Annotated in this window: 25 protein-coding genes and 1 tRNA gene; 7 read left to right on the top strand and 19 right to left on the bottom strand. The window is 37.9% G+C overall.

Going from position 1 to position 23,875, the window contains the following annotated elements; all coding sequences use genetic code 11:
- The first annotated feature begins 5 nt into the window (after window positions 1–5).
- From A3854_RS05945 to A3854_RS09590, 6 genes are all read left to right on the top strand, one after another.
- Window positions 6–320, top strand: coding sequence for a hypothetical protein (locus tag A3854_RS05945; RefSeq protein WP_084041714.1), 315 nt, complete (start codon window positions 6–8; stop codon window positions 318–320).
- Complete coding sequence (locus A3854_RS05940; protein ID WP_084041713.1) at window positions 310–1,047, top strand: hypothetical protein; 738 nt, start codon at window positions 310–312, stop codon at window positions 1,045–1,047. The genes A3854_RS05945 and A3854_RS05940 overlap by 11 nt, the downstream gene beginning before the upstream one ends.
- Before the next feature lie 95 nt (window positions 1,048–1,142).
- Window positions 1,143–1,340 carry a helix-turn-helix domain-containing protein gene (locus A3854_RS05935; RefSeq protein ID WP_084041712.1) on the top strand — a complete coding sequence of 66 codons (198 nt, stop codon included), beginning with the start codon at window positions 1,143–1,145 and terminating at the stop codon, window positions 1,338–1,340.
- Between the two features lie 4 nt (window positions 1,341–1,344).
- Window positions 1,345–1,653 (top strand): plasmid mobilization protein, encoded by a 309-nt coding sequence (locus A3854_RS10025; RefSeq protein WP_180378654.1) that lies wholly within the window; start codon window positions 1,345–1,347, stop codon window positions 1,651–1,653.
- Window positions 1,654–1,903: 250 nt separating this feature from the next.
- Window positions 1,904–2,713, top strand: a complete 810-nt coding sequence (locus A3854_RS05925; RefSeq protein WP_084041711.1) for a relaxase/mobilization nuclease domain-containing protein — start codon at window positions 1,904–1,906, stop codon at window positions 2,711–2,713.
- A gap of 120 nt (window positions 2,714–2,833) precedes the next feature.
- A complete protein-coding gene (locus A3854_RS09590) occupies window positions 2,834–3,088 on the top strand; it encodes a hypothetical protein (RefSeq protein ID WP_180378653.1) in 255 nt (84 codons plus the stop codon).
- 540 nt (window positions 3,089–3,628) lie between these two features.
- Here the strand turns inward: A3854_RS09590 and A3854_RS05915 are convergent.
- The 6 genes from A3854_RS05915 to A3854_RS05890 form a co-directional block, all read right to left on the bottom strand.
- Window positions 3,629–3,704: transfer RNA gene (locus tag A3854_RS05915), tRNA-Phe, on the bottom strand.
- Window positions 3,705–3,871: 167 nt separating this feature from the next.
- On the bottom strand, window positions 3,872–4,648 hold the full coding sequence (locus A3854_RS05910) for an energy transducer TonB (RefSeq protein WP_084041709.1): 777 nt from the start codon (window positions 4,646–4,648) through the stop codon (window positions 3,872–3,874).
- Window positions 4,623–5,006, bottom strand: coding sequence for a TonB system transport protein ExbD (gene exbD / locus A3854_RS05905; RefSeq protein ID WP_072593836.1), 384 nt, complete (start codon window positions 5,004–5,006; stop codon window positions 4,623–4,625). The genes A3854_RS05910 and exbD overlap by 26 nt, the downstream gene beginning before the upstream one ends.
- The gene (gene exbB / locus A3854_RS05900; protein ID WP_084041708.1) at window positions 4,993–5,421 is read right to left on the bottom strand and encodes a TonB-system energizer ExbB; all 429 of its coding nucleotides are present in this window, start codon (window positions 5,419–5,421) and stop codon (window positions 4,993–4,995) included. The genes exbD and exbB overlap by 14 nt, the downstream gene beginning before the upstream one ends.
- A gap of 137 nt (window positions 5,422–5,558) precedes the next feature.
- Window positions 5,559–6,503: a lipopolysaccharide heptosyltransferase II gene (gene waaF, locus A3854_RS05895; protein WP_084041707.1), complete on the bottom strand. Its 945-nt coding sequence runs from the start codon at window positions 6,501–6,503 to the stop codon at window positions 5,559–5,561.
- A complete protein-coding gene (locus tag A3854_RS05890; RefSeq protein WP_084041706.1) occupies window positions 6,500–7,543 on the bottom strand; it encodes a glycosyltransferase family 4 protein in 1,044 nt (347 codons plus the stop codon). The genes waaF and A3854_RS05890 overlap by 4 nt, the downstream gene beginning before the upstream one ends.
- Window positions 7,544–7,662: 119 nt before the next feature.
- On the opposite strand from A3854_RS05890, the gene polA reads away from it, so the two are divergent.
- Window positions 7,663–10,299: a DNA polymerase I gene (gene polA, locus A3854_RS05885; protein WP_084041705.1), complete on the top strand. Its 2,637-nt coding sequence runs from the start codon at window positions 7,663–7,665 to the stop codon at window positions 10,297–10,299.
- A gap of 75 nt (window positions 10,300–10,374) precedes the next feature.
- Here the strand turns inward: polA and A3854_RS05880 are convergent, their stop codons facing one another.
- The 13 genes from A3854_RS05880 to gatA form a co-directional block, all read right to left on the bottom strand.
- Complete coding sequence (locus A3854_RS05880) at window positions 10,375–10,773, bottom strand: ribosomal maturation YjgA family protein (RefSeq protein ID WP_084041704.1); 399 nt, start codon at window positions 10,771–10,773, stop codon at window positions 10,375–10,377.
- A 379-nt stretch (window positions 10,774–11,152) separates the two neighbouring features.
- Window positions 11,153–12,241 carry a succinyl-diaminopimelate desuccinylase gene (dapE, locus tag A3854_RS05875; RefSeq protein ID WP_084041703.1) on the bottom strand — a complete coding sequence of 363 codons (1,089 nt, stop codon included), beginning with the start codon at window positions 12,239–12,241 and terminating at the stop codon, window positions 11,153–11,155.
- 8 nt (window positions 12,242–12,249) lie between these two features.
- A complete protein-coding gene (locus tag A3854_RS05870) occupies window positions 12,250–14,163 on the bottom strand; it encodes an EAL domain-containing protein (protein WP_084041702.1) in 1,914 nt (637 codons plus the stop codon).
- Window positions 14,164–14,238: 75 nt separating this feature from the next.
- Complete coding sequence (locus A3854_RS05865) at window positions 14,239–16,443, bottom strand: endonuclease MutS2 (RefSeq protein ID WP_084041701.1); 2,205 nt, start codon at window positions 16,441–16,443, stop codon at window positions 14,239–14,241.
- Complete coding sequence (locus A3854_RS05860) at window positions 16,440–16,784, bottom strand: hypothetical protein (protein ID WP_084041700.1); 345 nt, start codon at window positions 16,782–16,784, stop codon at window positions 16,440–16,442. Before A3854_RS05860 ends, A3854_RS05865 begins: the two co-directional genes overlap by 4 nt.
- On the bottom strand, window positions 16,778–17,095 hold the full coding sequence (locus A3854_RS05855; RefSeq protein WP_004317683.1) for a hypothetical protein: 318 nt from the start codon (window positions 17,093–17,095) through the stop codon (window positions 16,778–16,780). Before A3854_RS05855 ends, A3854_RS05860 begins: the two co-directional genes overlap by 7 nt.
- Window positions 17,095–18,402, bottom strand: coding sequence for a UDP-N-acetylmuramate--L-alanine ligase (gene murC, locus A3854_RS05850; RefSeq protein ID WP_084041740.1), 1,308 nt, complete (start codon window positions 18,400–18,402; stop codon window positions 17,095–17,097). The genes A3854_RS05855 and murC overlap by 1 nt, the downstream gene beginning before the upstream one ends.
- Before the next feature lie 85 nt (window positions 18,403–18,487).
- Complete coding sequence (locus tag A3854_RS05845) at window positions 18,488–18,841, bottom strand: MmcQ/YjbR family DNA-binding protein (RefSeq protein ID WP_084041699.1); 354 nt, start codon at window positions 18,839–18,841, stop codon at window positions 18,488–18,490.
- Between the two features lie 74 nt (window positions 18,842–18,915).
- Complete coding sequence (locus A3854_RS05840; protein ID WP_084041739.1) at window positions 18,916–19,710, bottom strand: carbon-nitrogen hydrolase family protein; 795 nt, start codon at window positions 19,708–19,710, stop codon at window positions 18,916–18,918.
- Complete coding sequence (xseB, locus tag A3854_RS05835) at window positions 19,703–19,894, bottom strand: exodeoxyribonuclease VII small subunit (RefSeq protein WP_004317712.1); 192 nt, start codon at window positions 19,892–19,894, stop codon at window positions 19,703–19,705. Before xseB ends, A3854_RS05840 begins: the two co-directional genes overlap by 8 nt.
- Before the next feature lie 3 nt (window positions 19,895–19,897).
- Entirely contained in the window at window positions 19,898–21,004 is a 1,107-nt protein-coding gene (metX, locus tag A3854_RS05830; RefSeq protein ID WP_084041698.1) for a homoserine O-acetyltransferase MetX, read from the bottom strand.
- Window positions 21,004–22,452 (bottom strand): IMP dehydrogenase, encoded by a 1,449-nt coding sequence (guaB, locus tag A3854_RS05825; protein WP_021091009.1) that lies wholly within the window; start codon window positions 22,450–22,452, stop codon window positions 21,004–21,006. Before guaB ends, metX begins: the two co-directional genes overlap by 1 nt.
- A gap of 4 nt (window positions 22,453–22,456) precedes the next feature.
- Window positions 22,457–23,815 carry an Asp-tRNA(Asn)/Glu-tRNA(Gln) amidotransferase subunit GatA gene (gatA, locus tag A3854_RS05820; RefSeq protein WP_084041697.1) on the bottom strand — a complete coding sequence of 453 codons (1,359 nt, stop codon included), beginning with the start codon at window positions 23,813–23,815 and terminating at the stop codon, window positions 22,457–22,459.
- Window positions 23,816–23,875 lie beyond the last annotated feature (60 nt).

Here is a 23,875-nt window from a genome sequence, read left to right as displayed (position 1 = left end):
CCATAATGCAAATACCGGCCGATAGATGCGGCTTGGTATTTGCAAGCCCAAAAACTGGCGAGTCTATTAAAAATACGGATAGACAAAAGATGAAACTCGATAAATTCGTTGGTTTTGATGATTTTAAACTGCATGGTACTAGGCATATAAGCGGTTCGGCACTTGAAGAGCTTGGCGCAAATAGTGATATTATTAAAGATCATTTAACTCACAAAAGAGATGGTGTTACATATAAAAATTACGTAACTTACGATACTTATATAAATAGCTACAAGGCACTTGAGCTACTAGAAAGTATAAAGGAAGATTATGAATTTTGATAATGTTATAAATTTTACTTATGATCCTCAGAATGCTTTTTCGCAGTTAACATCAAACTTAATACTACATATATGCGAATTTTTTATTAACGAAAAATTTTTTATAAGTGCTTTTTATGTATATGGAGTTATTAACAATGCACAACTTCAAATAATGGATATTTTTAAAAATTTTATAGTCGTAGAAAAAGTTGATAAAGACAAATTAGACGACCTTGGTTCAGCACAGTTTGTATACTTTGAAGAGGATGATTCTTACTGCACTATCGATCCTCGCCAAACGGTAGAAAACATGGAAAAAGTTAAGGGTATGTTTGGTGGAGACATTGAAATATTGAAATTATCCCCATATCTTACAAATCAAGATATTTTTATTAGAGAATTGGCATGGCACACGTTTTTGTATATAGTAACAAAGCTTAACAGTATCCTATATTCCAAGAATCAACATTTTAAAGATTTCTTTGATGCAATTGAGACACTGAGGAAACAAAATTTTCCATTTGGCAATCATGATGAAAAATACCAAGATTGCTTTTCTAAAAATTATGAGAAATATATAACAATTATAAACGGAATACTTAAGAAAATATCAGAATTTAGAAATTTAAAAATATCTCAAGAAATTAAACGAAATACATATATAGTAGCTTTAAATAATGCAATAGATTACATTTTTGAGGAAAATAACTTAGAGTTTGAGAAAAATATTTTAATCAAAGTCTGATAAAAGCGCAAAAATTTGAAAAAATTTAGCCATTCTTTGTGCTTTTAAATTTTTGATTTTTACTATGATGTCCGAAAAGATAACAAGGATATCATATGAATAATCCTATAAAACAAAATCGTTGGCTAACGCCGAAGGATGTTGTGCAAGAGTATGGAATAAGCATAAATACTCAAGCAAAATATCGCATGAGAGGCTTAATACCGTTTTCTAAAATAAATAAGATCATAAGATACGATAGAACCAAGCTAGATGAATGGTTTGAGTACCACGCTATTGAGGTAAAGAGATAGTGTTATGATACAACCAAACCATACCTGTAAGATATCAGTATGTTTCAGTGAAGATCAAAAGAACAATATTGAATTAAATGCTGCAATGGCCGGCATTACTGTCTCTAGCTATATAAGAAATGCCGTATCTAGTTCTAAGCCACCCATTCATAAATTTGATAGAGCTATGATGGTAAAAATATCAAAGATAGGCAACAATTTAAATCAGATTGCAAGGTATGTTAATTTAAACAAAAGCATAGATCAAATTGTCTTAAAACACGTAATATCTATTGATAATGACCTGGATGTATTGTTAAGCAAGACTAAGTAGCATGCTTATTAAGTTTTTTTAAAACCAATAGCAGTGGTGGTGAATCAGGCATAGACTATCTACTAAACAGTAGAGTTGCCAATAAAACAGCCTATGTCATAAAAGGAAATGAGCATGTTACTAGACAGATTATAAATAATATTGAGAATAGACAAAAAACTTGTATTGGATGTTTGTCGTTTGAAGAAGACAATATTGATCAAAATGTAAAAAAGAGTTAATACGCGAATTTGAAAGAATACTGTTTGGTATGTACAGAGAAAGATTCAACGTTCTTTGGGTTGAGCATATAGACAAAGGAAGGCTGGAACTAAATTTTGTTATTCCAAAAATAGACTTAAAAAGTGGTCTAGCATTTAATCCGTATTATCATAAAGCAGATATGCCATTAATAGATAGTTGGCAAAACTATACAAATTTAAGATATAACTTCTCAGACCCAAAAGACCCAGCTAAGAGCCATATACTTCAAGGCCAAAGAAAAGAGCTTAGCCTAATCAAAGATTATATTGAGCTTGAAAGAATATTAATAGATAAGTTCATAAATCAAGAATTTACTTGCAGGAGCGACATATTAAAAGCATTTAACGACAGCAATATAGAAATAACTAGGGTTGGAGGAGACTATGTTAGTGTAAAGCTTCCAAATTCAAAGAAGGCAAGAAGATTTAAAGGAGATATGTTTAATGAAAAATTTACAAGCATTGAGGCAATGGAGCAACTCAGAAGTAAAGCAGATGCAAGAGCAGCAGAATTTAAAGATACAAGAGATTTATCAAGAAATGAAAATGATGCAAGAGTCGTATCAAAGCGAGAAAAAGAGTTTGATAGACTCAAAGCAGCTTGTATTAAACAAGTTCAAAAAAGAGATCGATGGCTTAAAAGTCAAGCTGAAAGAGAACCTAAACAAAACAAAGGCTTTCAAGATCATATCATTGATACTATTGGTGATAATAATAGTTATAACAACATGGTTGATAAAAACAAAAATAGAGATATCGTCTTTAGAAAAAGAGAACAAAGGGATGAATCGTTATATAGAAAAATATATAAATGGTGACAACTAAAAAATAAAATCACAATTTTTGATAAAAGGATAGATAATGACGCTATTAGAGCAAACATTATTAATAGAGTTAGAAGAAAAAGAGAGACAAGAGAGCGAGAAAATGGAACTTTTATGTCAATTATTGCAGGTGTGCAACACATTATCAAACAAGTTGAATCCATTATCTCAGGAATTAAAAACATTCGAATACGAGTTGCAGGACTTAGGAGCCTCTATGCAAAAACAGAGCGAGGCATTGATGAAATTGTCACAAGACGCCGAAATATCATAAATCAATATAATCAAAAATCTCAGCCACAATATAAAATATTACAAAAGACAGAAAGTAAATTTCCTCAAAAAACTGCTGAAATTGATTTCCTATAATGGTCTTGTATTTTATTTGCAAGACCATTTTTACACACAAATAACCATACAATTAATATTATTTTAGGATCCAATCTTTACAATTCGTTAGTGTCTTATTCAAGCAGTATTAAATTTTTTTATAAAATAATAAAAAATAATATTTTTACGTTATAATTTTAAAATGACCAAAAGGGGTCTTAGGGGTTACCCCTAACGAGGTTTTTGTCTGCATGTCAGACAAAAAGTATCCTCGCCCATGCAAAAAAGTTTTTATTGTTTTACTGTATTCTCTATGCATTAAAATAAAAAGTTAGGGCCTGTGTAATAATTTGGCATTTGCCATAACTAGACTAGAAAAACATTGTTGAAAATGTTAAGCTTTTTGAAATGTTTGATTTTTACAAAAAATATTTTTACAATTTTTATTTTTATCTTCTATTTCGCCGTGTATTAGTTTTTCTTTTTAGTAGAAAATGGACTAATAAATGGCACCCAAGATGGCACCTGTCCAAACCTTAAAGCTTTGAAATATCAATAAAATAGGGATTAGTAAAGAAATGGTGGTTAGAGGCAGAATCGAACTGCCGACACGCAGATTTTCAGTCTGCTGCTCTACCGACTGAGCTATCCAACCACCCGTTAAAGAAAGTCAGATTATACATGTTTAATATTTAAAGCAAGTTTAAAATACACACTTTTTTAAATAAAATAAGTTATGTTTTTCTATTTTGACTTGAAATATAAAAGAAATTCTACAAAACAGATAATAAATTACGAGCTTAAATAAGCTTGTAATTTATTTTAGTGTATTTGAAATAAAATAGGAAGGCGCAGATAACAATCTCGCTTAGGCTTTGGAAACTCAGAACTTGCTCTTTGAATGTTTTCTAAAGCACCATTATCAAGCGACTCAAAACCAGAGCTTTTGCTAACTTTAAGTTCATCTATGCTGCCGTCTTGCTTGAGTAAAAACCTAACTTCTACAATGCCTTGATGTTTCATACGTTTAGCATTATTTGGGTAACTTTTATGCCTCTTAACTGCGATTATAACCTTCGTAAAATCTTCATCGCCTTGCGAATTTGATAAATTTAGCTCAGGTGTTACATTTTGAACTGGAGCTGCAGCGATAGACTTGTTATTGGCTGGTAAATTTGTATTTACACTAGCTGGCGGTACAATAGGCTGCACTGGCTGAGCAATTACCGGTTCAGGCTTGGGCTCTATTTTTTTCTCTTTTTTAGGCTCTACCTTTTTTATTTCACGCTTTGGTTTCTCCACCTTTTTAGGTTCAGGTTTTGGTTCCGGCTTTGGCTCAGGTTTTGGTGGCTCTGGTGGTGGCGGTGGAGCTGGTGGAGTTGGCTCTGGTATAAGCATTTGCTCCGCTATTTGAGGTGCTGAGACTTGTGGCACTGGAGTAAATGAATTAAGAGCTATTTTTATCGGTTTTTGCTCACCTATTTTTATCTCATCAAAATTATGTGAAAGCAAAAAATATACTGCTGCTCCATGCACTACAAGCGAAACAGCTAAGCCGCTGTAATTTGAAATTTTATTCAGAGATTGTTTGGATTGCAAAATTTTCGTGGCCCTTCTCTTTTAATATATCAATTACTTTGACAAAGCTATCAAATTTCGAATTTTTATCGCTTTTTAGTTCGATCAATGTCTTTATATCAACCGCATTTAGCTTATCTTTGAGTTCGTTCTCAGAAATTTCTACATCATCTATAAAAAATTTATTATCCTTATCAATTACTACGCTTACCTTTTTATCGTCCTCTTTGCTTTGCTCGGCACTGTTTGCGCTTGGAAGATCAATAGCTATCTTACCTTGAGCAATAAAAGTCGAGATGCTAAGCACGATAGCAAGCAAAACAAGCATAATATCAATAAATGGGACAATATTTAACCCATCTTTTTTATTTAGACGCATTTTCAGCCTTGTATCTATTTAGCATTACATCTACTTTTCTAACAAAACCATTGTAAATCATCAAAGTTGGTATCGCCACAAGTAGTCCAAAAGCAGTTGCTTTTAGCGCAAGAGAGAGGCCGACCATTATGCTTTTAGTATCGATTCCGCCTGCCATACCCATATCATAAAATGTGATCATAATTCCAGCAACTGTACCAAGAAGTCCTATATATGGTGCATTTGAGTAGATAATGTAAAGTGTGGTTAAATTTTTGGTTAGTGCCTCTTCAAGCGCTTCGATACTTTTGTAGCCTTTTATATCAACGCGCGAATAAAAAATGATACGCTCAATCGTATACCAAAGTACAAAAAAACTCATAATGCCTAAAATCGCAATAATTACATGATCAATGTGATGTTTAATTAGCTCCATAATACCTTCTTAGTAAAAATTTTTGCGTGATTATAGCTATATTGATAACCAATGTCAAATATTTGGTAAAAATGTAATCAAATAAAAACTAAAATTTTTTTAATTATGTATGTATATATTTAATTATATTTAGAATTTCAAAAATTTAATTTTTTTCTTAATAGCTTTATTTCAGCAATAACCATTTTTGGCGTAAGCTCCTTCATACAGGCATGTGTCTTTATAGGACATACTCGCTTCATGCATGGCATACAATCTAAATTTAAATGCACTATCTTTGCACTCTCATCTTGCCATGGGCTAGTCTCTTTAAATTTAGTCGGTCCAAAAAGAGCCACAAGCGGCACTTTATAAGCAGCTGCGATATGCATAGGACCACTATCGTTTGTCAAAAAGATGCCATTTTTTATAGAACCTATGACCTCGCAAAGCTCTTTTATGCTCGTTTTTCCAGCCAAATTTTCACATTTCATACCATTTTGCAAGAGTATTTGCTCGATTTCATTGCAGATCTCAAGCTCAGCTTTTGAGCCAGTGATCTTTACATCAAATTCATTTTTAAAGCGCAGTGCAACCTCTGCAAAATAGTGCGGATACCACCTTTTGGCACTTCCGTAGCTAGCACCTGGATTTAGCACTAGGAGCTTTTGTTTGCTTTTTTTAGCTTCATAGTAAATCTTTAGTTCGTTTGAAATTTCTTTTAAATTTAGGCTTTGCTTTATAAAATTTAGATATTTCTGTACCTGATGCAAGCTCTCGCTACTCTTTTTAAAGCAAAATTTTTGTGTTGCTTTTAGAAAAAATAGCAAAAATTTACTAGCAAATGAGCTTCTAAAACTAATAGCGATATCAAATTTTCCAAGCTTTCTAGCCGTTTTTATAAGACTTAAATATCTTGAATTTTGTTTTTTACTATCGTCAATGACTACTTTTTCGCACTTTGGATGTGATTTATAAAGCTCACAGGCCACGTAAGAGCCAAAAAATACAATATTTTTAGCATTTTTACTTAAATTTTCTATCGCTGCGCTCGCCATCACAGCATCTCCAAGCCAAGTTGGAAGCTCTATAAAAACTCTCACTTTTGCTCCAAATTTAGCACTTCGTTTATGATTTCAAGAGTTTTGCTTGCATTTTCTTCTATACTAAATTTTTGCGAAAGTAAAAATGACTTCTCTTGCAGCTCTCTCATCATGTCATTATCATTAAGCACCTGCTCCACTAGCTCCAGTATACTTTCATCATTTGGTTCACGCATGATAAAACGATTTTCTAAAATTTCAGCTGCCCCATTTTGAGCCGTTGTAAAGACAATATTTTTAAAGCTAAGCGCCTCTAAAACGACATTTGAAAATGGCTCATAGTGTGTTGGAAATATAAAAATATCGCTTGCTTCATAAAATTTTGCAGTCATTTTTTGCTCACCTGTAAAAAATGCCTTTATCTTTAGCTTTTTCGCTAGCTTCTTATAAGAATTTAAATTTTTATCTTTGCCTACTATTAGCGCATTTACTGGCGTTTTTAGCTTTGATAAAAGAAGCAAAAAGTCCTTTGCTCCTTTTCTTTTAAAGCCATTTCCTACAAAAAGCACAATTGGTAAATTGTAATCGAGTCCAAATTCTTCGCATACGCTAAGTTTTGCTTCTCCTTTTTCTACCTTTTGTGGCAAGTTTATACCGTTGTAAATGGTAACGATTTTTGACTCATCGATACCGTAAGCTGAAATAATTTGCTCTTTTATGTAGTTTGAATTTGCGATTATCTTTTTAGAATTTTTAAAGCAACGTTTTTCTAGATATGGATAGACAAAATTTAGAGGATTAACCCACCAAAATGGCTTTGTGGCACGATAAATTTTATGCACGCCATCCCCTGCTCTATAAATATCTGCGCAGCTCACTCGCTCCAAGCTAAAATATATCTCATCACTTTGTTTTTGGCGTTTTACTTGTGCGTTAAATCTCAAAGCCTTTTTCCATGACGAGATCCTAGCCTCTCCTAGATATGAGCGTATAGATGTGTCTATACCTACGTCTTTTAGGGCTTTAGTAAGCCTTCTTAAATAGCGTTCGGCACCACCGACTGCATTTGGATTGATACGTAAAAAAACTATTTTTTTCATGACCTCAAAGCTTTTTGTTTTTGTGATTTTTTATTTGTAATGTCCGCCATAATATCAAAAATTTTTATAAATCAGCCTATTTTTTGCCTAAATTTCATAAAATTACACAAAGGATAAAAATGAAAACACTTACGATTATTGACACTTTTGGTTTCTTTTTTAGGCTCTACTACGCCATGAGTGGACTTAAAAACCGCGAGGGTAAGCCAAGCGGTATGATTAGTGGCTTTGCAAATTTTATAGCAAGCCTCAAGGATGAATACCAAAGCGACTATCTCATCTTCGCTCTTGATAGCAAAGGCAAGACCTTACGCCACGAAATTTTAGGTGATTACAAAGCCAATAGAAACGAGCCGCCGGCTCAGCTGAAAGAACAGCTTCCAGTTTGCATAGATATGATAGAAAAAATGGGACTTTACAGCCTTAGCCGCGAGGGCTACGAGGCCGATGACATCATCGCAAGCGCGGTTAAATTTTGCAAGGATAAAGATATATTTGTGCGAATAGTCACCCACGATAAAGACCTTTACCAGCTCATAGAGGACGGCAAAGTGAGCATCTACAGCCCACAAAGCAAGATTGATCATGATAGCGCAAGCTGCTTTGAAAAGTATGGCGTCTATCCAGCTCAGGTAAGGGACTTTCTAGCGATCGCAGGCGATAGCTCAGATAACATCCCAGGTGTAAAAGGCATCGGCGCAGTGGGAGCTAAGAAGCTTTTGGCTGAGTACGGGAGCTTAGAGGGAATTTATGAAAATTTAGCCCTTCTTAGAAACGAGCGCACTAAAAATATGCTTGCCGCTGCAAAAGACGAAGCATTTTTGAGCAAAAAGCTAGCCACTCTATTTGATGACGCAGTTAGTTCATTTGATCTTGAGCACTCTAAATTTCCAGAGCAAAATCCCCTGATAAACATCTCAGAAATTTTAAAAGAGTACGATCTAAATAGGCTTCTTAAGAGCTTGCAAAAAGAAGAAAATGCTGAATTTAAGCTTGGCTTTAGAGCAAATTTACTCCTTGATGAGGCTAGCATTGAAAAGCTCTTATCAGACGTCACGCCAGAGACCATCGTCGCCTTTGACACCGAGACCACGGGCGTTGATAGCAAGAGCGCAAAGATCGTTGGTTTTAGCTTTTGCTTTAACGACGAGGATGCCTACTACGTGCCAGTAGCTCACAACTACCTAGGCGCGCCAAAGCAAATAGACCTAAATTTTGCCACTTGGGCGGTAGGGCAAATTTATAAAGGCTGCGTGATCGGACAAAATTTAAAATATGACTTTGAGATCGTGAAAAACAACCTTGGGCTCAACCCACCAGCAAATTTTAAAGACACGATGATACTTGCGTGGCTTAGCGATCCAAACTCAAGTGTCGGCATGGATGCGCTGGCAAAAAGGCTTTATGACTACGACACGATCAAATTTGAAGATGTGGTCAAAAAGGGGCAGACTTTTGGCGATGTGCCGCTAGAAAATGCCGCTAAATACGCGAGTGAGGATGCTTGGATAACGCTTAAATTTTATAAAACTTTTCAAAACAAGCTTGATAAAAATTTACTAGTCCTTGCCGATAAGCACGAGTTTCCTTTTATCCTCACGCTCTTTGATATGGAGCAAAACGGCATCAAGATCAATGAAGCCAAAATGCAAAAGCTCATCCTTGAAAACGACACCAAACTAAAGGCGCTAACAAGTGAAATTTACGAGCTAAGCGGCGAAAATTTCAACATAAACTCAGTAAAACAGCTTGGCGTCATACTTTTTGAGCATCTAAAACTCCCAACTAAGAAAAAGACAAAAACAGGATACAGCACCGATGAAAGCGTGCTAGCTGAGCTTACGGACGCTCATCCAGTGATTGAGAAAATTTTAGCCTATAGGGAGCTATATAAACTACAAAGCACCTACTGCGAGCCACTTTTAGCGCTTGCGAAAAAGGATGAGGGCTCACGAATTTACACGAGCTTTTTGCAAACTGGCACGAGCACTGGCAGGCTATCAAGTAAAAATCCAAATTTGCAAAATATCCCAGCTCGTGGCAGCCTCGCAAAGGATGTTAGAGAGTGTTTTGAAGCACGCGATGGGTATAGTTTTGTGGGGCTTGACTACAGCCAGATCGAGCTTAGACTACTAGCTCACTTTAGCCGTGATCCTGCGCTTCTTGAGGCGTTTAAAAATGACGAGGATATCCACGCAAGGACGGCTATTAGTATATTTGGCAGTAGTGATGGGCAAAATAGAGCTGTGGCGAAGAGCATAAATTTTGGCCTCATTTACGGCATGGGCTCAAGCAAGCTGGCAAATCAAGTAAATATCACAAGAGCCGAGGCAAAAGAGTATATAGAGCGCTATTTTAAGGCATTTGCGACGATCAAAGACTTTTTAGAGAGCATAAAAATTTCAGCTAAAAATGATGGCTTTGTGCAGACACTACTTGGCAGAAGGCGTTATTTTGACTTTAAAAGTGCTACGCCTATGCAAATAGCTATGTTTGAGCGCGAGGCGGTAAATACGGTCTTTCAAGGCTCTGCGGCAGACCTTGTCAAGATGGCTATGGTAAAAGTTAGAGCAAATTTAGATGAAAACGCGAGAATGTTACTTCAGATCCACGATGAGCTGATCTTTGAAGTAAAAGACGAATTTGCACAGGAATTTGGCAAGGCGACGCAAAAGACGATGGAGGAAATTTACACGTTAAATGTACCACTTAAAACATCGTTAAATATCGCTAAAAACTGGGGCGAACTAAAATAAACTGATAAATTTTGCTGGAGCTTTTAAGATGATTAACTCCTGCTTTATACTTAAAAACAAAGTTGTAGTTTATCACTATATCTTTGGACTTTTATACTTTTGCAGAAAGCAAATGACATCAATCAAATAAGCCAGCAAACAGCCCAACGCGTAACATACGATGTCGCTAACGTCAAATGTTCCGCCAAAGACTATGCGTATTATTAAATTATGAATATCTAAAATTTCAAGCACTTTTAAGTATTGTAAAATTTCTATAAATAGCGAGAAAATAAATATTTCAAATGCTAAAATTTTTGGTGTAGTTTTAAACACAGCTCGTCCAAATGCGTAAAGCATCACCGTAACTAGCACATCACCCAAATAATGGCGCACGAAGCCACCTTTGACAAAAACTGCGATAAAAATTTCGATTGCCAAAATCACGACTGCTACGGCTAAAAAGAATAATCTAGCTCGCAAGCTATGTCTCATTTTCTCGTATTGAAAAGATTTGTATATTTTTCGTTTTACTTGCATTTTTTACTTATTTGAAATTTTACTTTTTTTATAAATTAGAAATGATATCCATACCATCTTTAAAGCTAGGATTGTGCTGGATATATTTTTCGCCTACAAACATATTTATAACTTTTATCTTGTACTCGTTAAAAAGGGCATTCCATTAGGTTTTACTTAAAATTGCCAAAACCCAGCTATTTCATAAATTGTAACAGATAATAGCAATATTGCCAAATAAAGAAAATTTCTTAATCTTAAAATTCTTTGACAAAAATATCAATCAAAATAGCTTTTGAAAGTATTTTTTAGACAATTAATAAATTTTTGGTTTAAAAATAATGAAATTTATGGATTAAAATTTTTCTATCAAATCTTTAAAAATTTCATAAAGTTTATTTACTTCACGGACGCTAACTCGCTCGTTTTTGGCATGTATGCGGTCGTTTATGACACCAAATTCTATCGCATCTACACCAAATTCAGCAAAGTGCCTTGCATCACTCGTACCGCCCTTTGTATTTAGAACCGGTGTAATACCGGTAATTTTTGCGACAGAGGCCATTAAATTTTTTACGATTTTGCTATCTTTGTTTGTTAAAAATCTCTTTGAGCTTTGCTTTATACTAAGCTCAAAATCAAGCCCTTTTAAAACCTCTCTAAGATAGCTCTCGACGTCATTTACGTCAGTTAAATTTGAGTTTCTCACATTAAACATTATGCTAAGCTCACTTGGCGTGACGTTGCAAACTTGCATGCCACCTCTAATATCAGTTATCACAATCTTGCTTGGACTAAAAAACTCGCTCCCAGCGTCCATATCGTGATTTGCAATCTTGCTTAAAAGTGGAGCTATCAAATTTACCGGATTTACACACTTTTCAGGATATGCCACGTGCCCTTGAACGCCCTTTATCATGATCTTGCCATTTATCGAGCCGCGCCTGCCAACTTTTATGCTATCACCAAATTCTTTATCACAAGTTGGCTCAGCCACTACGCAAAATTTTGGCAAATCATTTATTTCGCGTAAATATTCAAGTGCCAAAGGTGTGCCATATGTGCCATCACCCTCTTCGTCGCTTGTTAAGATGAGGCTTAGCTTGCCATCAAATTTCGCATCTTTAGCAGCGCAAACAAAAGCAGCCACGCCACTTTTCATATCCTGTGCGCCTCTTGCGTAGATGTAGCCATCTTTTTCTAGTGGAGTAAATGGCTCACTATCCCAGCCCTCACCTGGAGGCACGACATCAACGTGTCCAGCAAAAGCTAGATGCTCGCCATCACCATAAATTTTAGAGAGTATGAGATTTTTGGTGCCGTTTTTTTCTATAAATTTTGCCTCAAAATCAGGCAAAAATCTAGCGATAAATTCTAAGCTTCCAGCATTATTAGGTGTGATAGAGCGAAAGCTTAAAAGCTCTTTTAAAAAGCTAATTACCACTAAGTACCTTATGAGCCAGCACGCTCTGGTGCACCAAAATAAAAGCCCTGGAACTCATCTACGCCGATCTCTTTACAGATTTCAAATATCTCTTTTGAATGCACATATTCAGCAATAGTTTTTATACCAAGGTCTTTTGCAAATGCCACGATCGCACTTGCGATGGAGTGTGAATCTTTATTTATGTCTATATCTTTTATAATAGAGCCATCGATCTTCACGTAGTCAGGCTTGATCTTTATAATGTAAGAAAAATTTGAATATCCTGAGCCAAAATCATCAATAGCGATCTTTGCGCCCATACTTTTTACACGCTCGATAAAATTTGAAACTCTCTCTAAATTTTTAAGCTCTTCATCTTCAACGATCTCAAATACTACTCTACCAGCAACATTATGCTTGTTTAATAAATTTAAAACAAGTGAGCTAACATCACCATCGATCATATCTCTACTGCTTAAATTTATAGAAAGTACTAAATTCTTATCCTCTACAAGTTGTTTAAAACACTTTACAATGAGTTGTTTCTCAAGATCAGCATAACGCTTAATACGCTTTGAGATATCCAAAAAGACATTTGGTGATATAACATCGCCTCTATCTAAAAGTCTTATCAAGCATTCGTATTTTACAGGTACCTTTTGGTCATTAACTATCGGCTGAAAATAAGGAACAATATTGTTATTTATAGTGGCGTATTGTATCAGTTTAGAGCGTTCTATTTGAGTTGCGTATTCCTCTTTTTGATTTAGCCCTTTGAAATAACAAACATAGTCTTTATCTTGCTCTTTTGCTGTTTTTAACGCTATTGTTGCTTTTCTTAGTGTTTGGTCACTATCAAGAGCAAAGCCTATTGTACTATGTATCTCGATACCTTCTATCTCTCTACCATCTTCATCGACTATACTTAGCATACGGCCTTTAAAAATTTCTATCAAATCTTCAACCATATCTTCATATCTATCGATAAAGCTATCGCTATCTTCTACCAGAGCAAACCTATCTGCTTCTATACAGTAAGCCTTCATATTCTCATCTTTGGCAAATTCACTGATCAAATCAGCCATCTTTACCAAAATCTGATCACATGCAAATTTACCGTAAAAGTCATTCATCTTGCCAAAATCGTCAATATCTATAAGCACTACTTTAGGATTTTCATAGCTATTAATATCACGCACCAATGCTGTTTTATTTAAAAGTCCAGTCATTGGATCGATATAAAGCTTTTCTCCAAGCTCTTCTATCTGTTTTTTAGTATCTGTTTTTAATGCGTTATAGTTATTTTTTTCTTTTATGTATTTGACCGCATACCATATACAAGTAGACAAAGCAACTATTGCGCCAATGAGGCTTAAGATGAATGTTAAAGCCATATTGTTTAAAAGCCACTCAAAAAAGTACTCATCATGCGTGCCAGTAATACGTTGATCGACCTTTCCTTTAAAGCCTAATATATACTCTCCAACTGGCACAAACATACAAACTTGAGCGGCATTTTCTGGCAAAATTTTTGCCCAAAAATAATCTTTTTGGAAATTATGAGCAAAGATATTTCCACAGCTTTTGTCATTAAACTCTTGATTTATTATTCTTTTATCTGAAGATGCTACGACCTTGTATCCATTTTTATTATCATCCTTTAATAAAAGAACATCACCCATAGCGCTATCGTTAATGTAAGATTGGAAATTTGCGACATCATATTTGCTGACATTTTTGAAATAATCAACATATTGATATGTCAAATAATCAACTTTCTTTCGAAGATTAAAGCCATTTTCAGCAGAAGCATTATTAAATTTAAAATAAAAAACTGCCAGGTTTTCGACTAAAAAAATACTTCCCAAAATAAACACTAAACCTATAATCGTTTTAGTGATGTTTAGATTTTTACCCGTTTGCTCGTCCTTGTTACTCAAAAGTTACTTCCCTTATTTTGTGTACTTGCCCTGATTATATCAACCTTAAAATAAATTTTAACTTTTAGGAAGAAGTTAAAGCCTGACTATTTTAGCTCCATATCCACCTTGATTTGCCGGTGCGTCAAAAAATTCTTTCACGCTTGGATGCTCTTTTAAGAAATTTTTGACAGCAAAGGCGAGCTTGCCAGTGCCAATGCCGTGAAATACGCTAACCTCATCAAACCCCATAACAAGACTATCTGAGATAAATTTATCAAGCTTAGCTATCGCCTCGTCAGCTCTCATGCCGTGCAGATCAAGCGAGAGCGAGGCCGTTTTTGGCTTATCTACGCTTAAACTTACTCCACCTTTTTTAGGCAAGACCACTTCGTTGCCATTTTTTCTTAAAAGCTCGAGTGGCACGCGTAAATTTATACCATTTGACTCGATCATCGCATCGTTTTTAGAGATACTTAAAACCGTACCTTTGATATTTTCATACTTCACTCTATCGCCTACTTTTAGGCTCTCTCGCTCAGTTTTTTTAGGCTTAACGATGGCGGCTTTTTTCTCATTTGCCACGTTTAGCGCCCTTTGCTTATCTTTTATATCCTTGAAATTTATAACAGCTTTTGCCGCATTTATCGCTTCATAATACTCTTTTTCGAGGCGAGAAATAGTCGCATTTAGCTTGATCTCATTTTTCTCTTTTAGCTCTTTTTGCTCCTCAAGCAAGCGCTCCAGCCGCTCTTCTTTTGCCGTGACCTCTTTTATCCCCTCATCAAGCTTGGTTTGTAAATTTAGCGTCTTTGTGATGATCTCGTTTAAATTCTCTTTATCTTCGCCATAAATTTTCTTTGCCTGCGCCACTAAATTTTGAGATATGCCGTATCTTGCCGCCGTTTCAAAGGCATAAGACTTGCCGATCGTGCCCTTTAAAAACTCAAATTTAGGCCTTTGAGCCGCTTCGTCGTAAAGTGCCGCCACTAGCTCAACCTCTGGATTTTTAGCTAATAGCATCGCAAGGCGCTTGTGGTGGGTCGTGATGATCATTTTGATATCTTGAGTGATGAGGCGCTCTATCATGACGCCATACAAGCTCGCAGCCTCCTCAAAGTCGGTGCCAAGCTCGATCTCGTCGATGCCGATGATGATTGACTTTTTAGTAAAAAGCTTTGCAAAATGCACCATCCTGCCAGCAAAGGTCGAGATGTCGTTTTTCACGCTTTGCGGATCTTCGATGATCGCGTCAAATTCTTTAAAAGAGCCGATGCTTGAGCGGTTTGCGTCGATACGCATAGGCAGCAGATACTTTGCAAGCAGCGTGGCTGAAATTATTGATTTTAAAAGCATCGACTTACCGCCAGCATTTACGCCGGTTATTAAAAGCACTTTTTTACTAAAATCCACGCTCACGCTCTTTGGATTTTTAAGCGCTGGGTGGGCAAATTTCTCAAGCTTGATAACGTGCGAGCTATTTGGCAAAACAAACTCATAGTCACGCGATCTAGCCAAATTTACACGAGCTTGATACGCGTCAAACTGATCAAAAGCGTTATTTATAAATTTCAAAAAGAGCAGGCTTTTGCTCATCTGCAGGCTAAATTTCTTGCAGTGCTCAAAAATGATCTCCTCTTTTTTATCAAGTAGCTCGCTTTGCTCCTTTTTTAGGCGCTCGGTGCTTGCAGGTGCGACGTAGAAGTAGCCGCCTGAGCTTCTAGCGATCACGGTGCCTTTTAGGGCGTGATTAAAGCCACCACGCACCAAAAGTACCTCTTGTGCGTTGATGTAGTGCGTCTGGGTATCTACAAGATAGGGCGTGATATGCTTTGAGTAGATGAGCTTTTTAAGCTCAGCGTCGATCTGGCGCTTTTTCTCGCTAAACGCATGCTTTATCGCAGCAAATCTCTCATCTACGCTGTCGCTAAACTCGCCGTTTTCATCAAAGCTGTTTGCCATCTTGCTCATCGCTTCAGGGATTTCAACCTTTGCGATCCACTCGCCAAGCCTACCTTCAAATTTTTGCTTTTTTAGATATGAAAAATACTTAATGATCTTTGCAAACTCGTAAATTTCGCTGATGTGAAGCACTGCTTGCTTGCTAAGTCTCATAAGCGCGTCATCAAGCTCTTTTATCTCATCAGGCGCCTTAAAATCATACTTTGAAAGCTCGCTAATGTTTTCAAAGTGGATTTTGCTGTCGCCTTGTAAAAATAGCGGTTTTTGCCTTGCTAAAAAGGAGTTAAATTTATCAAGATACTCGCCAAGATCTAGCTTTAAAAATATCTCTTCAGTCATTGCTCACAACTTTTTATAGGCACGATAACGCCTGAGAGATCGCTAAATTCTCTTTTAGCTAAAAATGACGCCGTGCCAAATTCGTAGTTAAATTTCTCAGCACTCACGTTGTATTCGCCACATTTTAGTGTTTTGCCCTGTTTAAAATCGCTAACTAGCTTTGAGATGGCGTCCTCATTTCTTGATAAATTTTGCTCGTAAAAATAGACACAAACAAGGATCGCTACAAGCACTGCGCTAACAAGCGCTTTAACGCCTTTGCTGATCTTTTCATCTTTTATCGCCCAGATCGCTCCAAAAAGCAGCATCACGCCAGCGATTATTATCAAATTTCTTACCATTTCACGCCTTTATACTTTGCGATGAGCTCTTTGTAAAGCTCGGCATGAGGCTTTATCTTTTCTAAAATTTCAGCCCTCACTTCGCTGATATCTTGCTTTTCAACCAGCAAGCAAACGGCTAGATATGGGGCATTTGGCAACATATCTTTTATCTGGGCGCTACTTAGCTTTTGAGACCTTGCAAGCGCGATCAAGATATCTTTTTTACCTAAATTTATAAGGCTTGAAATTTCATCCTCGCTTAGCTCTTTTTCTTTTATCTCTTTTAAAATTTCATTTTCATCTTGGGGCTTGAAAGTGCTTAGATCCATTAATATCCGCCTCTTAGCTGCACGCTGATATCGCCCGCTCCAAAGCCAACTACGATGCCGTCACTTAGGCGGTTTTTCACGCCAAATTCATCTGTAAATTCTATCCCCTCTTCAACCCTCTCGACCTTATCGGTAAAGATCGGGTTATACTCGCTAAATTCGCTCTTCATATCAACTTCGATCGGATTTTCTCCGGCTGCATAAACTGGCAAGATGACAAGCTCATCAACGCCTTTAAAGCACTCTTTAAAGCCAGGTAAATTTGTGCTAAGTCTTGTGTAGCGGTGTGGCTGAAATATCGCTGTGACGCTGTTTATGCCTAAAATTTTGGCGTATTCAAAGACTGATTTTAACGTCGCTTTTATCTCGGTTGGATGGTGCGCGTAGTCGTCGATTAGAACGAAATTTTTGTTTGCGCTAAGGATATCAAAACGCTTTTTTATGCCTTTAAAATTTAGTAAATTTTCTCTGATATCTTTAAGCGGCGTCTCGTGCATCGCAGCTAAAATTGCCAAAGATGCGTCTATGGCGATGTGCTCGCCCATGCCAAAGGCTTCAAATTTGCCTAAATTTTTAAGATTAAAGCTAGTGTATGGCTGATAGTCTCTTACAACCATCGTAAGCTCAGTGATATCACTGCTTGGGTAAAGCCTGATCGCGTCAAGCTTAAGCGTGCTTAAAAACTCGTCCTCAGCGTTTATCACTCTAACCTTTGCGCGCTCCAAAAAGCCCTTGTAGGCTGCGTAAAATTTAGCTAGATCGTAGTCGTAATGCTCCATGTGCTCTGGCTCTGCATTTGTGACGATGGCTAGATATGGATTTGAGTTTAGAAAGCTTGAATCGCTCTCATCAGCCTCAAATACAACGTTATCGCTTTTAGCGTAGCGCATATTTGAGCCAAACTGCTTTGAGATGGCACCGATGATGACTGAGCCTTCTATTAGGCTTGCTAGCATCGCTGAAGTCGTGCTTTTGCCGTGCGCGCCAGCAACTGCAAAAACGCACTTATCTTCAAGCACATAAGGTAAAATTTCTTTTCTTGAAAAGCACTTTATGCCCTTTCGTCTGGCCTCCACTAGCTCGATGTTATCCTCTTTTATCGCAGCTGAATAGACCACAAAGTCTTGGTCTTTTATCGCCTCTTTGCAGTGCGGCGTGATGACCTCGATACCTTCATCTTTTAGCTCTAGCGTCGTTTTGCTCTCTTTGATGTCGCTGCCGCTTATCTTGTGGCCTTTTTCGTGTAAAAATCTAGCGATGGCTGAGATGCCGATGCCGCCGATGCCGATGAAATGGACTTTTTTGATCTCGTTGTTCAACTCTTGCAAATTTTATCCTTAAGTTTTTCGTGATTTTAACAAAAACTACTAAATTTAAGGCTGAAAATGGCTTTTATTTGCTTAAGCTAAAGCTTTCATCTATCAGATCAAAAACGGTTTTTTGTGAGATTTTGGAGTTTAAATTTACACTTATCCAGTGCTTTTTATTCATATGATATGCCTTAAAAATTTGCATCTCATCAACTAGCACCATGGCTAGATCAGGGCTACATTTTAGATTTAAAACTTCTATCATCTCGTCACTTTCAAGCCCAAGCTTGCTTGCACTTATCTCCATAAGCAGTGCAAACCACTTCTTGTTTTTCTCGTGACAAAAGACTTTAATTTTTGGATACTTTGGAAAAATTTGCTCACCAAAAACGTCAAATTTCTCTTTTATATATCCCTCAACGTCACTTCGTTTCAAATTTCACTCCAAAATTCCTTTAAAGAGCGCTCACTCTTGCTAAGCTCGCTTTCCCATCCAGTTACGGCCTTATTTTATCTTTTAAATTTAGCCTCTATCTGCATAAAGCCCCAGGTGCTTCTAGCCTCGCTAAGCTCCTTTTTGCTAAGCTCATCTATCATCATCTCTTCGTTCTTGCCGAGTCTATTTTTAACTTCACCAAACGGATTAATAAGCATCGAATCGCCGTAAAAGCTCCACTGAGCATCGTCACTTTTATGACTTCCTACGCGGTTTACGCGGAGTACGTAGACGTTGTTTGTAAAGGCTCTAACCTTTAAAAGCTCCTCCCAGCGCGCCTGAGAAAAAAATGTACAAGCCGTTGGCACGAGCACGATATCGACCTTTTTGGCGCTCATATAGGCCCAGCACACATCAAAGTGCGCCTCATAGCCAAACATGACGCCAACTTTAAATTTATCGTAGGTAAAAATAGGCAAATTTAGCTCATCGCTTGTGTTATTAAAGAATTTCGCCTCATTCCAGTGAGCGTAAGGCATGAGAATTTGCTGATCATATAGCTTGACTTGTGTTGGGGTAAATTTGGCTAGACTTTTAAAAATTTCCTTGCCTTTTAGATTTACAATGGGTGCAACAATATTTAGATCATACTTTTTTGCCATTGCAAAAAGAGCCTCTTTCTTGCGCTCGCTCTGCTCTTTTATAAGGCTTTTTGGCATGCTAATGAGCTCTTTAAAGAAGCTATTTAGCACATATTCACCAAGCACAACAAGTCTCGCATTTTTGTCCGCACAAATTTTTAGATAATAATCAAGCCTCGCCTCACTTAAAGGCTGCGTTGGTAGCTGAAGAGCACAAATTCTACTCATCATCCACCTGCTTTATGCTAAGTTTTGCGTTTTCTAAAATTTCTCTTGCCTCGTTTAGTAGCTTTTTGCCTTGTTCGTGCAGCTTTATGCTATTTTCTAAGCTCACATCATCTTTGTTTAGATCGTTTAAAATTTTATCTGCTAGGGCTAATTTTTCTTCAAAGCTTTGCTCTTTTTGCTCCATTTTCTATCCTTTTAATATATTTTTTATATATCCATCAAATTTTTCTATCTCGACCAAAAAGGCGTCGTGGCCGTAGTTGCTATCTATCTCTACGAAATTTGTATTCTCTCCTCGCCCCATCTCACAAAGTGTGTCATAAATTTCTCTCATACAGCTTGGCGGAAAGAGTAGATCGCCCTTAAATGCAACTAGATGCAAATTTGCTTTTATCGGCACAAGGGCGTCTTTTAAGTTGTCATAGTGTCTTGTGCAGTCAAAGATATTCATCATCTTTACGATGTATAGATAGCTTAGTGGATCAAACCTCTTTGGGAAGTTGTAACCGTTGTACTCCATGTAGCGATCCACCTGAAAGCGCCCAGAAAGCTCATAAAGGCCGTCTGTTTCGACGTAGTTGCGTCCAAATTTCTCATCCATGCTATCAGGGCTTAAGAAGCTGATATGCCCTGCCATCCTGCCATAAGCCATACCCTTTAGCCCATTTTTTCTTATAAATTCCAAGTCGTATTCGCCATTTTTGAAATTTTCATCGTTTAAAATGGCTTCAATGGCTATTTTGTTAAAAGCTATCGCCCATGGCTTGGTCTGATAGGTGCTTGCAAGCATTATGATATCTTGGGCAAATTCTGGAAACTCGATAGCGTAGCAAAGTGCCTGCATACCGCCGAGACTGCCACCTATCACGGCTCTTGCCCTTGTTATGCCAAGCTCGCCAAATAGCCTCATTTGCGCCTTTACAACGTCGCTTATGGCAAGTACTGGGAAATTTAGCCTATACTCTTTGCCACTACTTCTATCTACACTTAGCGGCGAGGTCGAGCCAAAGCACGAGCCTAGGATATTTACGCAAATAACGTAAAATTTATCGGTATCGACCGCCTTTTTGCTGCCTATTAGTCCGTCCCACCAGCCAGCTTTCTCATCGCCTGCGTAGGTGCCAGCAGCGTGGTGTGAGCCAGTTAGGGCGTGACAGATCACGATAACGTTGCTTTTATCAGCATTTAGCGTGCCGTAAGTCTCATAAATAAGCTTGAAATTTGATAGCATACGGCCACTCTCAAGATAGAGTGGCTCGTTAAATTTAATGGTTCTGGTTTGAAGATTTAACACTAATTAACTTTGTAGTTTGGTGCCTCATGAGTGATAACTACGTCGTGGACGTGGCTCTCTTTAAGTCCTGCGCTTGTTATCTCGACAAATTCAGCTCTTTCTTGAAGAGTTGGGATGTCTTTTGCGCCAACATAGCCCATAGCACTTCTTAGGCCCCCTATTAGCTGATGGATCACATCTTTTATGCTTCCAGCAAATGGCACACGACCCTCGATACCTTCAGGTACAAGCTTGTCTTGAGCGGTACCCTCTTGGAAGTAGCGGTCAGAGCTGCCCTTTGTCATAGCGCCAATTGAGCCCATACCGCGATATACTTTATACTGGCGACCTTGGAATGTTATAAGCTCGCCTGGGCTCTCCTCGCAACCTGCAAGTAAGCTACCTGCCATAACGCAAGCTGCACCTGCTGCAAGGGCTTTTGCTACGTCACCTGAGTATTTTAGTCCGCCGTCAGCGATAACTGGGATGCCATATTTTGCTGCTTCGCTTGCGCAGTCGTCAATCGCTGAAATTTGAGGCACGCCAACGCCAGCAACGATCCTTGTAGTACAAATAGAACCTGGTCCGATACCAACTTTTATGCCGTCAGCTCCTGCTTCTGCTAGGTCTTTTACGGCTGCTGGATTTGCGATATTGCCAGCTACGACATCGACATTAAAATTTGCTTTTACCTCTTTTAAAGTATCGATGATGCCCTTTGAGTGGCCGTGAGCTGAGTCGATGACGATGACGTCTACACCAGCATCAACTAGCGCTTTAGCACGGTCAAGCTGACCCACGCCGATAGCCGCTGCTACGCGAAGTCTGCCGTAGCTATCTTTGTTTGCGTTTGGATACTCTTTGCGTTTTTTTAGATCTTTTATAGTGATAAGGCCGTCAAGCTTGCCGTCTTTATCGACGATAGGCAGCTTTTCAACTCTATTTTGAGAGAAAATTTTCTCCGCATCATCAAGCGTGCAGCCCTTTGGCGCAGTGATAAGCGGTGCTTTTGTCATGCGGTCTTTTACCAAAGTGCTCATATTTGTCTCAAATCTCAAATCGCGGTTTGTTAAAATTCCTATTAGCTTGCGGTCCTTGTCGATGACTGGAACGCCTGAAATATGAAGATCTGACATAAGGCTTAGAGCTTCAGCCACGGTTGCTTCTGGATTTATAAAGATAGGATCGATGATGACGCCACTTTCGCTTTTTTTGACGCGTTTGACCTCTTTTGCTTGGCTTTCGATGTCCATATTTTTATGTATTACGCCGATACCGCCGAGCCTTGCCATCATGATAGCGGTTCTATGCTCAGTCACCGTATCCATCGCAGCAGAGACGATCGGGATATTTAGTGTGACATTTTTGCTGATCCTGGTTTTCACGTCAACTTGCTTTGGCAAAATTTCAGAGTATTGCGGCACAAGAAGCACATCCTCAAATGTTAAAGCTCTCTTTACTATCTTCATATTTTTATCCTTTTATTAAATTTTCTAAGCTCTTGGCACCATTTATCAAGGTCTGTTCGTCCCACGCTTTTGCGATGAGCTGGGCGCTCACATTTAAATTTTGATCATCTTTGCCAACTGGCACAGAGATAGCTGGTAGGCCTGCTAAATTTACGCTGATCGTGTAGATGTCGCTTAGATAGGCTTGAAGCGGATCGCTGTGTGCTCCAAATTTATAAGCTGTGCTTGGAGCAACTGGCATGAAGATAAGATCATTTTCTTCTAAAATTCTCTCGTATTGAGCTTTTATATGTGCTCTTGCCTTTTGCGCTTTGATGTAGTAAGCATCGTAGTATCCGCTACTTAGCACAAATGTACCAAGCAAAATTCTTCTTTTTACCTCTTCGCCAAAGCCTTCAGAACGCGAATTTACATATAGCTCTTTTAAATTTCTAGCATCTGCGCGTCTACCGTATCTTACGCCATCGTAGCGGCTTAAATTTGCGCTTGCCTCTGCGGTTGCTATGATGTAGTAGGTAGCAACGTCATATTTTGAGTCTTCAAAATTTGTGTAAGTTACGCTGTGTCCGTGTGATTTTAGCTTCTCGATCGCTAAATTTAAAGCGACTTTTGTCTGCTCGCTTGCGTTTTCGACGTAGTTTTTGATGACGCAAATTTTTAGTTTTTTGTTGCCATCTATCTTGTCGCTAACGCTAATAAATGGCACATCAGCACTTGTACTATCTCTTTCGTCATGCCCAGCGATCACGTCATATAAAATGGCTGCGTCTTCTACGTTTTGAGTGATCGGCCCTATCTGATCAAGGCTGCTTGAGTAGGCACCAAGGCCATATCTGCTCACTCTGCCATAAGTTGGCTTAAGTCCCACACATCCACAAAATGCTGCTGGCTGGCGGATCGAGCCACCAGTGTCACTACCAAGTGCTGCGACTGCAAGACCAGCTGCAACTGCTGCTGCTGAGCCACCGCTACTGCCGCCTGGGACGTGAGCATGATTTAGTGGATTTAATGTTTTGCCGTAAAATGAGCTCTCAGTCGTACTTCCCATAGCAAACTCATCCATATTTGTACGGCCAAATGGAGCTAAATTTTTGCTAAGTAGCTTTTCAATGACAGTTGCGTTATATGGCGCTACATAGCCTTGCAAAATTTTAGAAGCACACGTGATGTTCCAGTCTTTTACTTGAATGTTGTCTTTTATGGCGATCGGCACACCCTCGCCTAGTTTTGCGATCTCTAAATTTACTAGCTGCTCGACATAAGCGCCAAGCTCTTTTTCTTTTATGATCTTTGCCTCAAGTTCAGCTCGTAAATTTTTTATCTCTTCAGCTGAAAATTTTAAAGCTTCTTTCAAAGTTACCACTATTTTTATCCTTTAAATTTATTAACCAAAAATATGCCAAACAAGCTAACAACGACCACC

This window comes from Campylobacter concisus (assembly GCF_002092845.1).
Lineage (GTDB): Bacteria > Campylobacterota > Campylobacteria > Campylobacterales > Campylobacteraceae > Campylobacter_A > Campylobacter_A concisus_AQ.
This window is presented reverse-complemented; position numbering and strand designations above follow the sequence as displayed.

Coding starts and splice junctions, on each gene's coding strand:
- A3854_RS05945 (WP_084041714.1), top strand. CDS start 6: ATGCAAATACCGGCCGATAGATGCGGCTTGGTATTTGCAAGCCCAAAA.
- A3854_RS05940 (WP_084041713.1), top strand. CDS start 310: ATGAATTTTGATAATGTTATAAATTTTACTTATGATCCTCAGAATGCT.
- A3854_RS05935 (WP_084041712.1), top strand. CDS start 1,143: ATGAATAATCCTATAAAACAAAATCGTTGGCTAACGCCGAAGGATGTT.
- A3854_RS10025 (WP_180378654.1), top strand. CDS start 1,345: ATGATACAACCAAACCATACCTGTAAGATATCAGTATGTTTCAGTGAA.
- A3854_RS05925 (WP_084041711.1), top strand. CDS start 1,904: ATGTACAGAGAAAGATTCAACGTTCTTTGGGTTGAGCATATAGACAAA.
- A3854_RS09590 (WP_180378653.1), top strand. CDS start 2,834: ATGTCAATTATTGCAGGTGTGCAACACATTATCAAACAAGTTGAATCC.
- exbD (WP_072593836.1), bottom strand. CDS start 5,006: ATGCGTCTAAATAAAAAAGATGGGTTAAATATTGTCCCATTTATTGAT.
- exbB (WP_084041708.1), bottom strand. CDS start 5,421: ATGGAGCTAATTAAACATCACATTGATCATGTAATTATTGCGATTTTA.
- A3854_RS05890 (WP_084041706.1), bottom strand. CDS start 7,543: ATGAAAAAAATAGTTTTTTTACGTATCAATCCAAATGCAGTCGGTGGT.
- polA (WP_084041705.1), top strand. CDS start 7,663: ATGAAAACACTTACGATTATTGACACTTTTGGTTTCTTTTTTAGGCTC.
- A3854_RS05880 (WP_084041704.1), bottom strand. CDS start 10,773: ATGAGACATAGCTTGCGAGCTAGATTATTCTTTTTAGCCGTAGCAGTC.
- A3854_RS05865 (WP_084041701.1), bottom strand. CDS start 16,443: ATGACTGAAGAGATATTTTTAAAGCTAGATCTTGGCGAGTATCTTGAT.
- A3854_RS05860 (WP_084041700.1), bottom strand. CDS start 16,784: ATGGTAAGAAATTTGATAATAATCGCTGGCGTGATGCTGCTTTTTGGA.
- A3854_RS05855 (WP_004317683.1), bottom strand. CDS start 17,095: ATGGATCTAAGCACTTTCAAGCCCCAAGATGAAAATGAAATTTTAAAA.
- A3854_RS05840 (WP_084041739.1), bottom strand. CDS start 19,710: ATGAGTAGAATTTGTGCTCTTCAGCTACCAACGCAGCCTTTAAGTGAG.
- xseB (WP_004317712.1), bottom strand. CDS start 19,894: ATGGAGCAAAAAGAGCAAAGCTTTGAAGAAAAATTAGCCCTAGCAGAT.
- guaB (WP_021091009.1), bottom strand. CDS start 22,452: ATGAAGATAGTAAAGAGAGCTTTAACATTTGAGGATGTGCTTCTTGTG.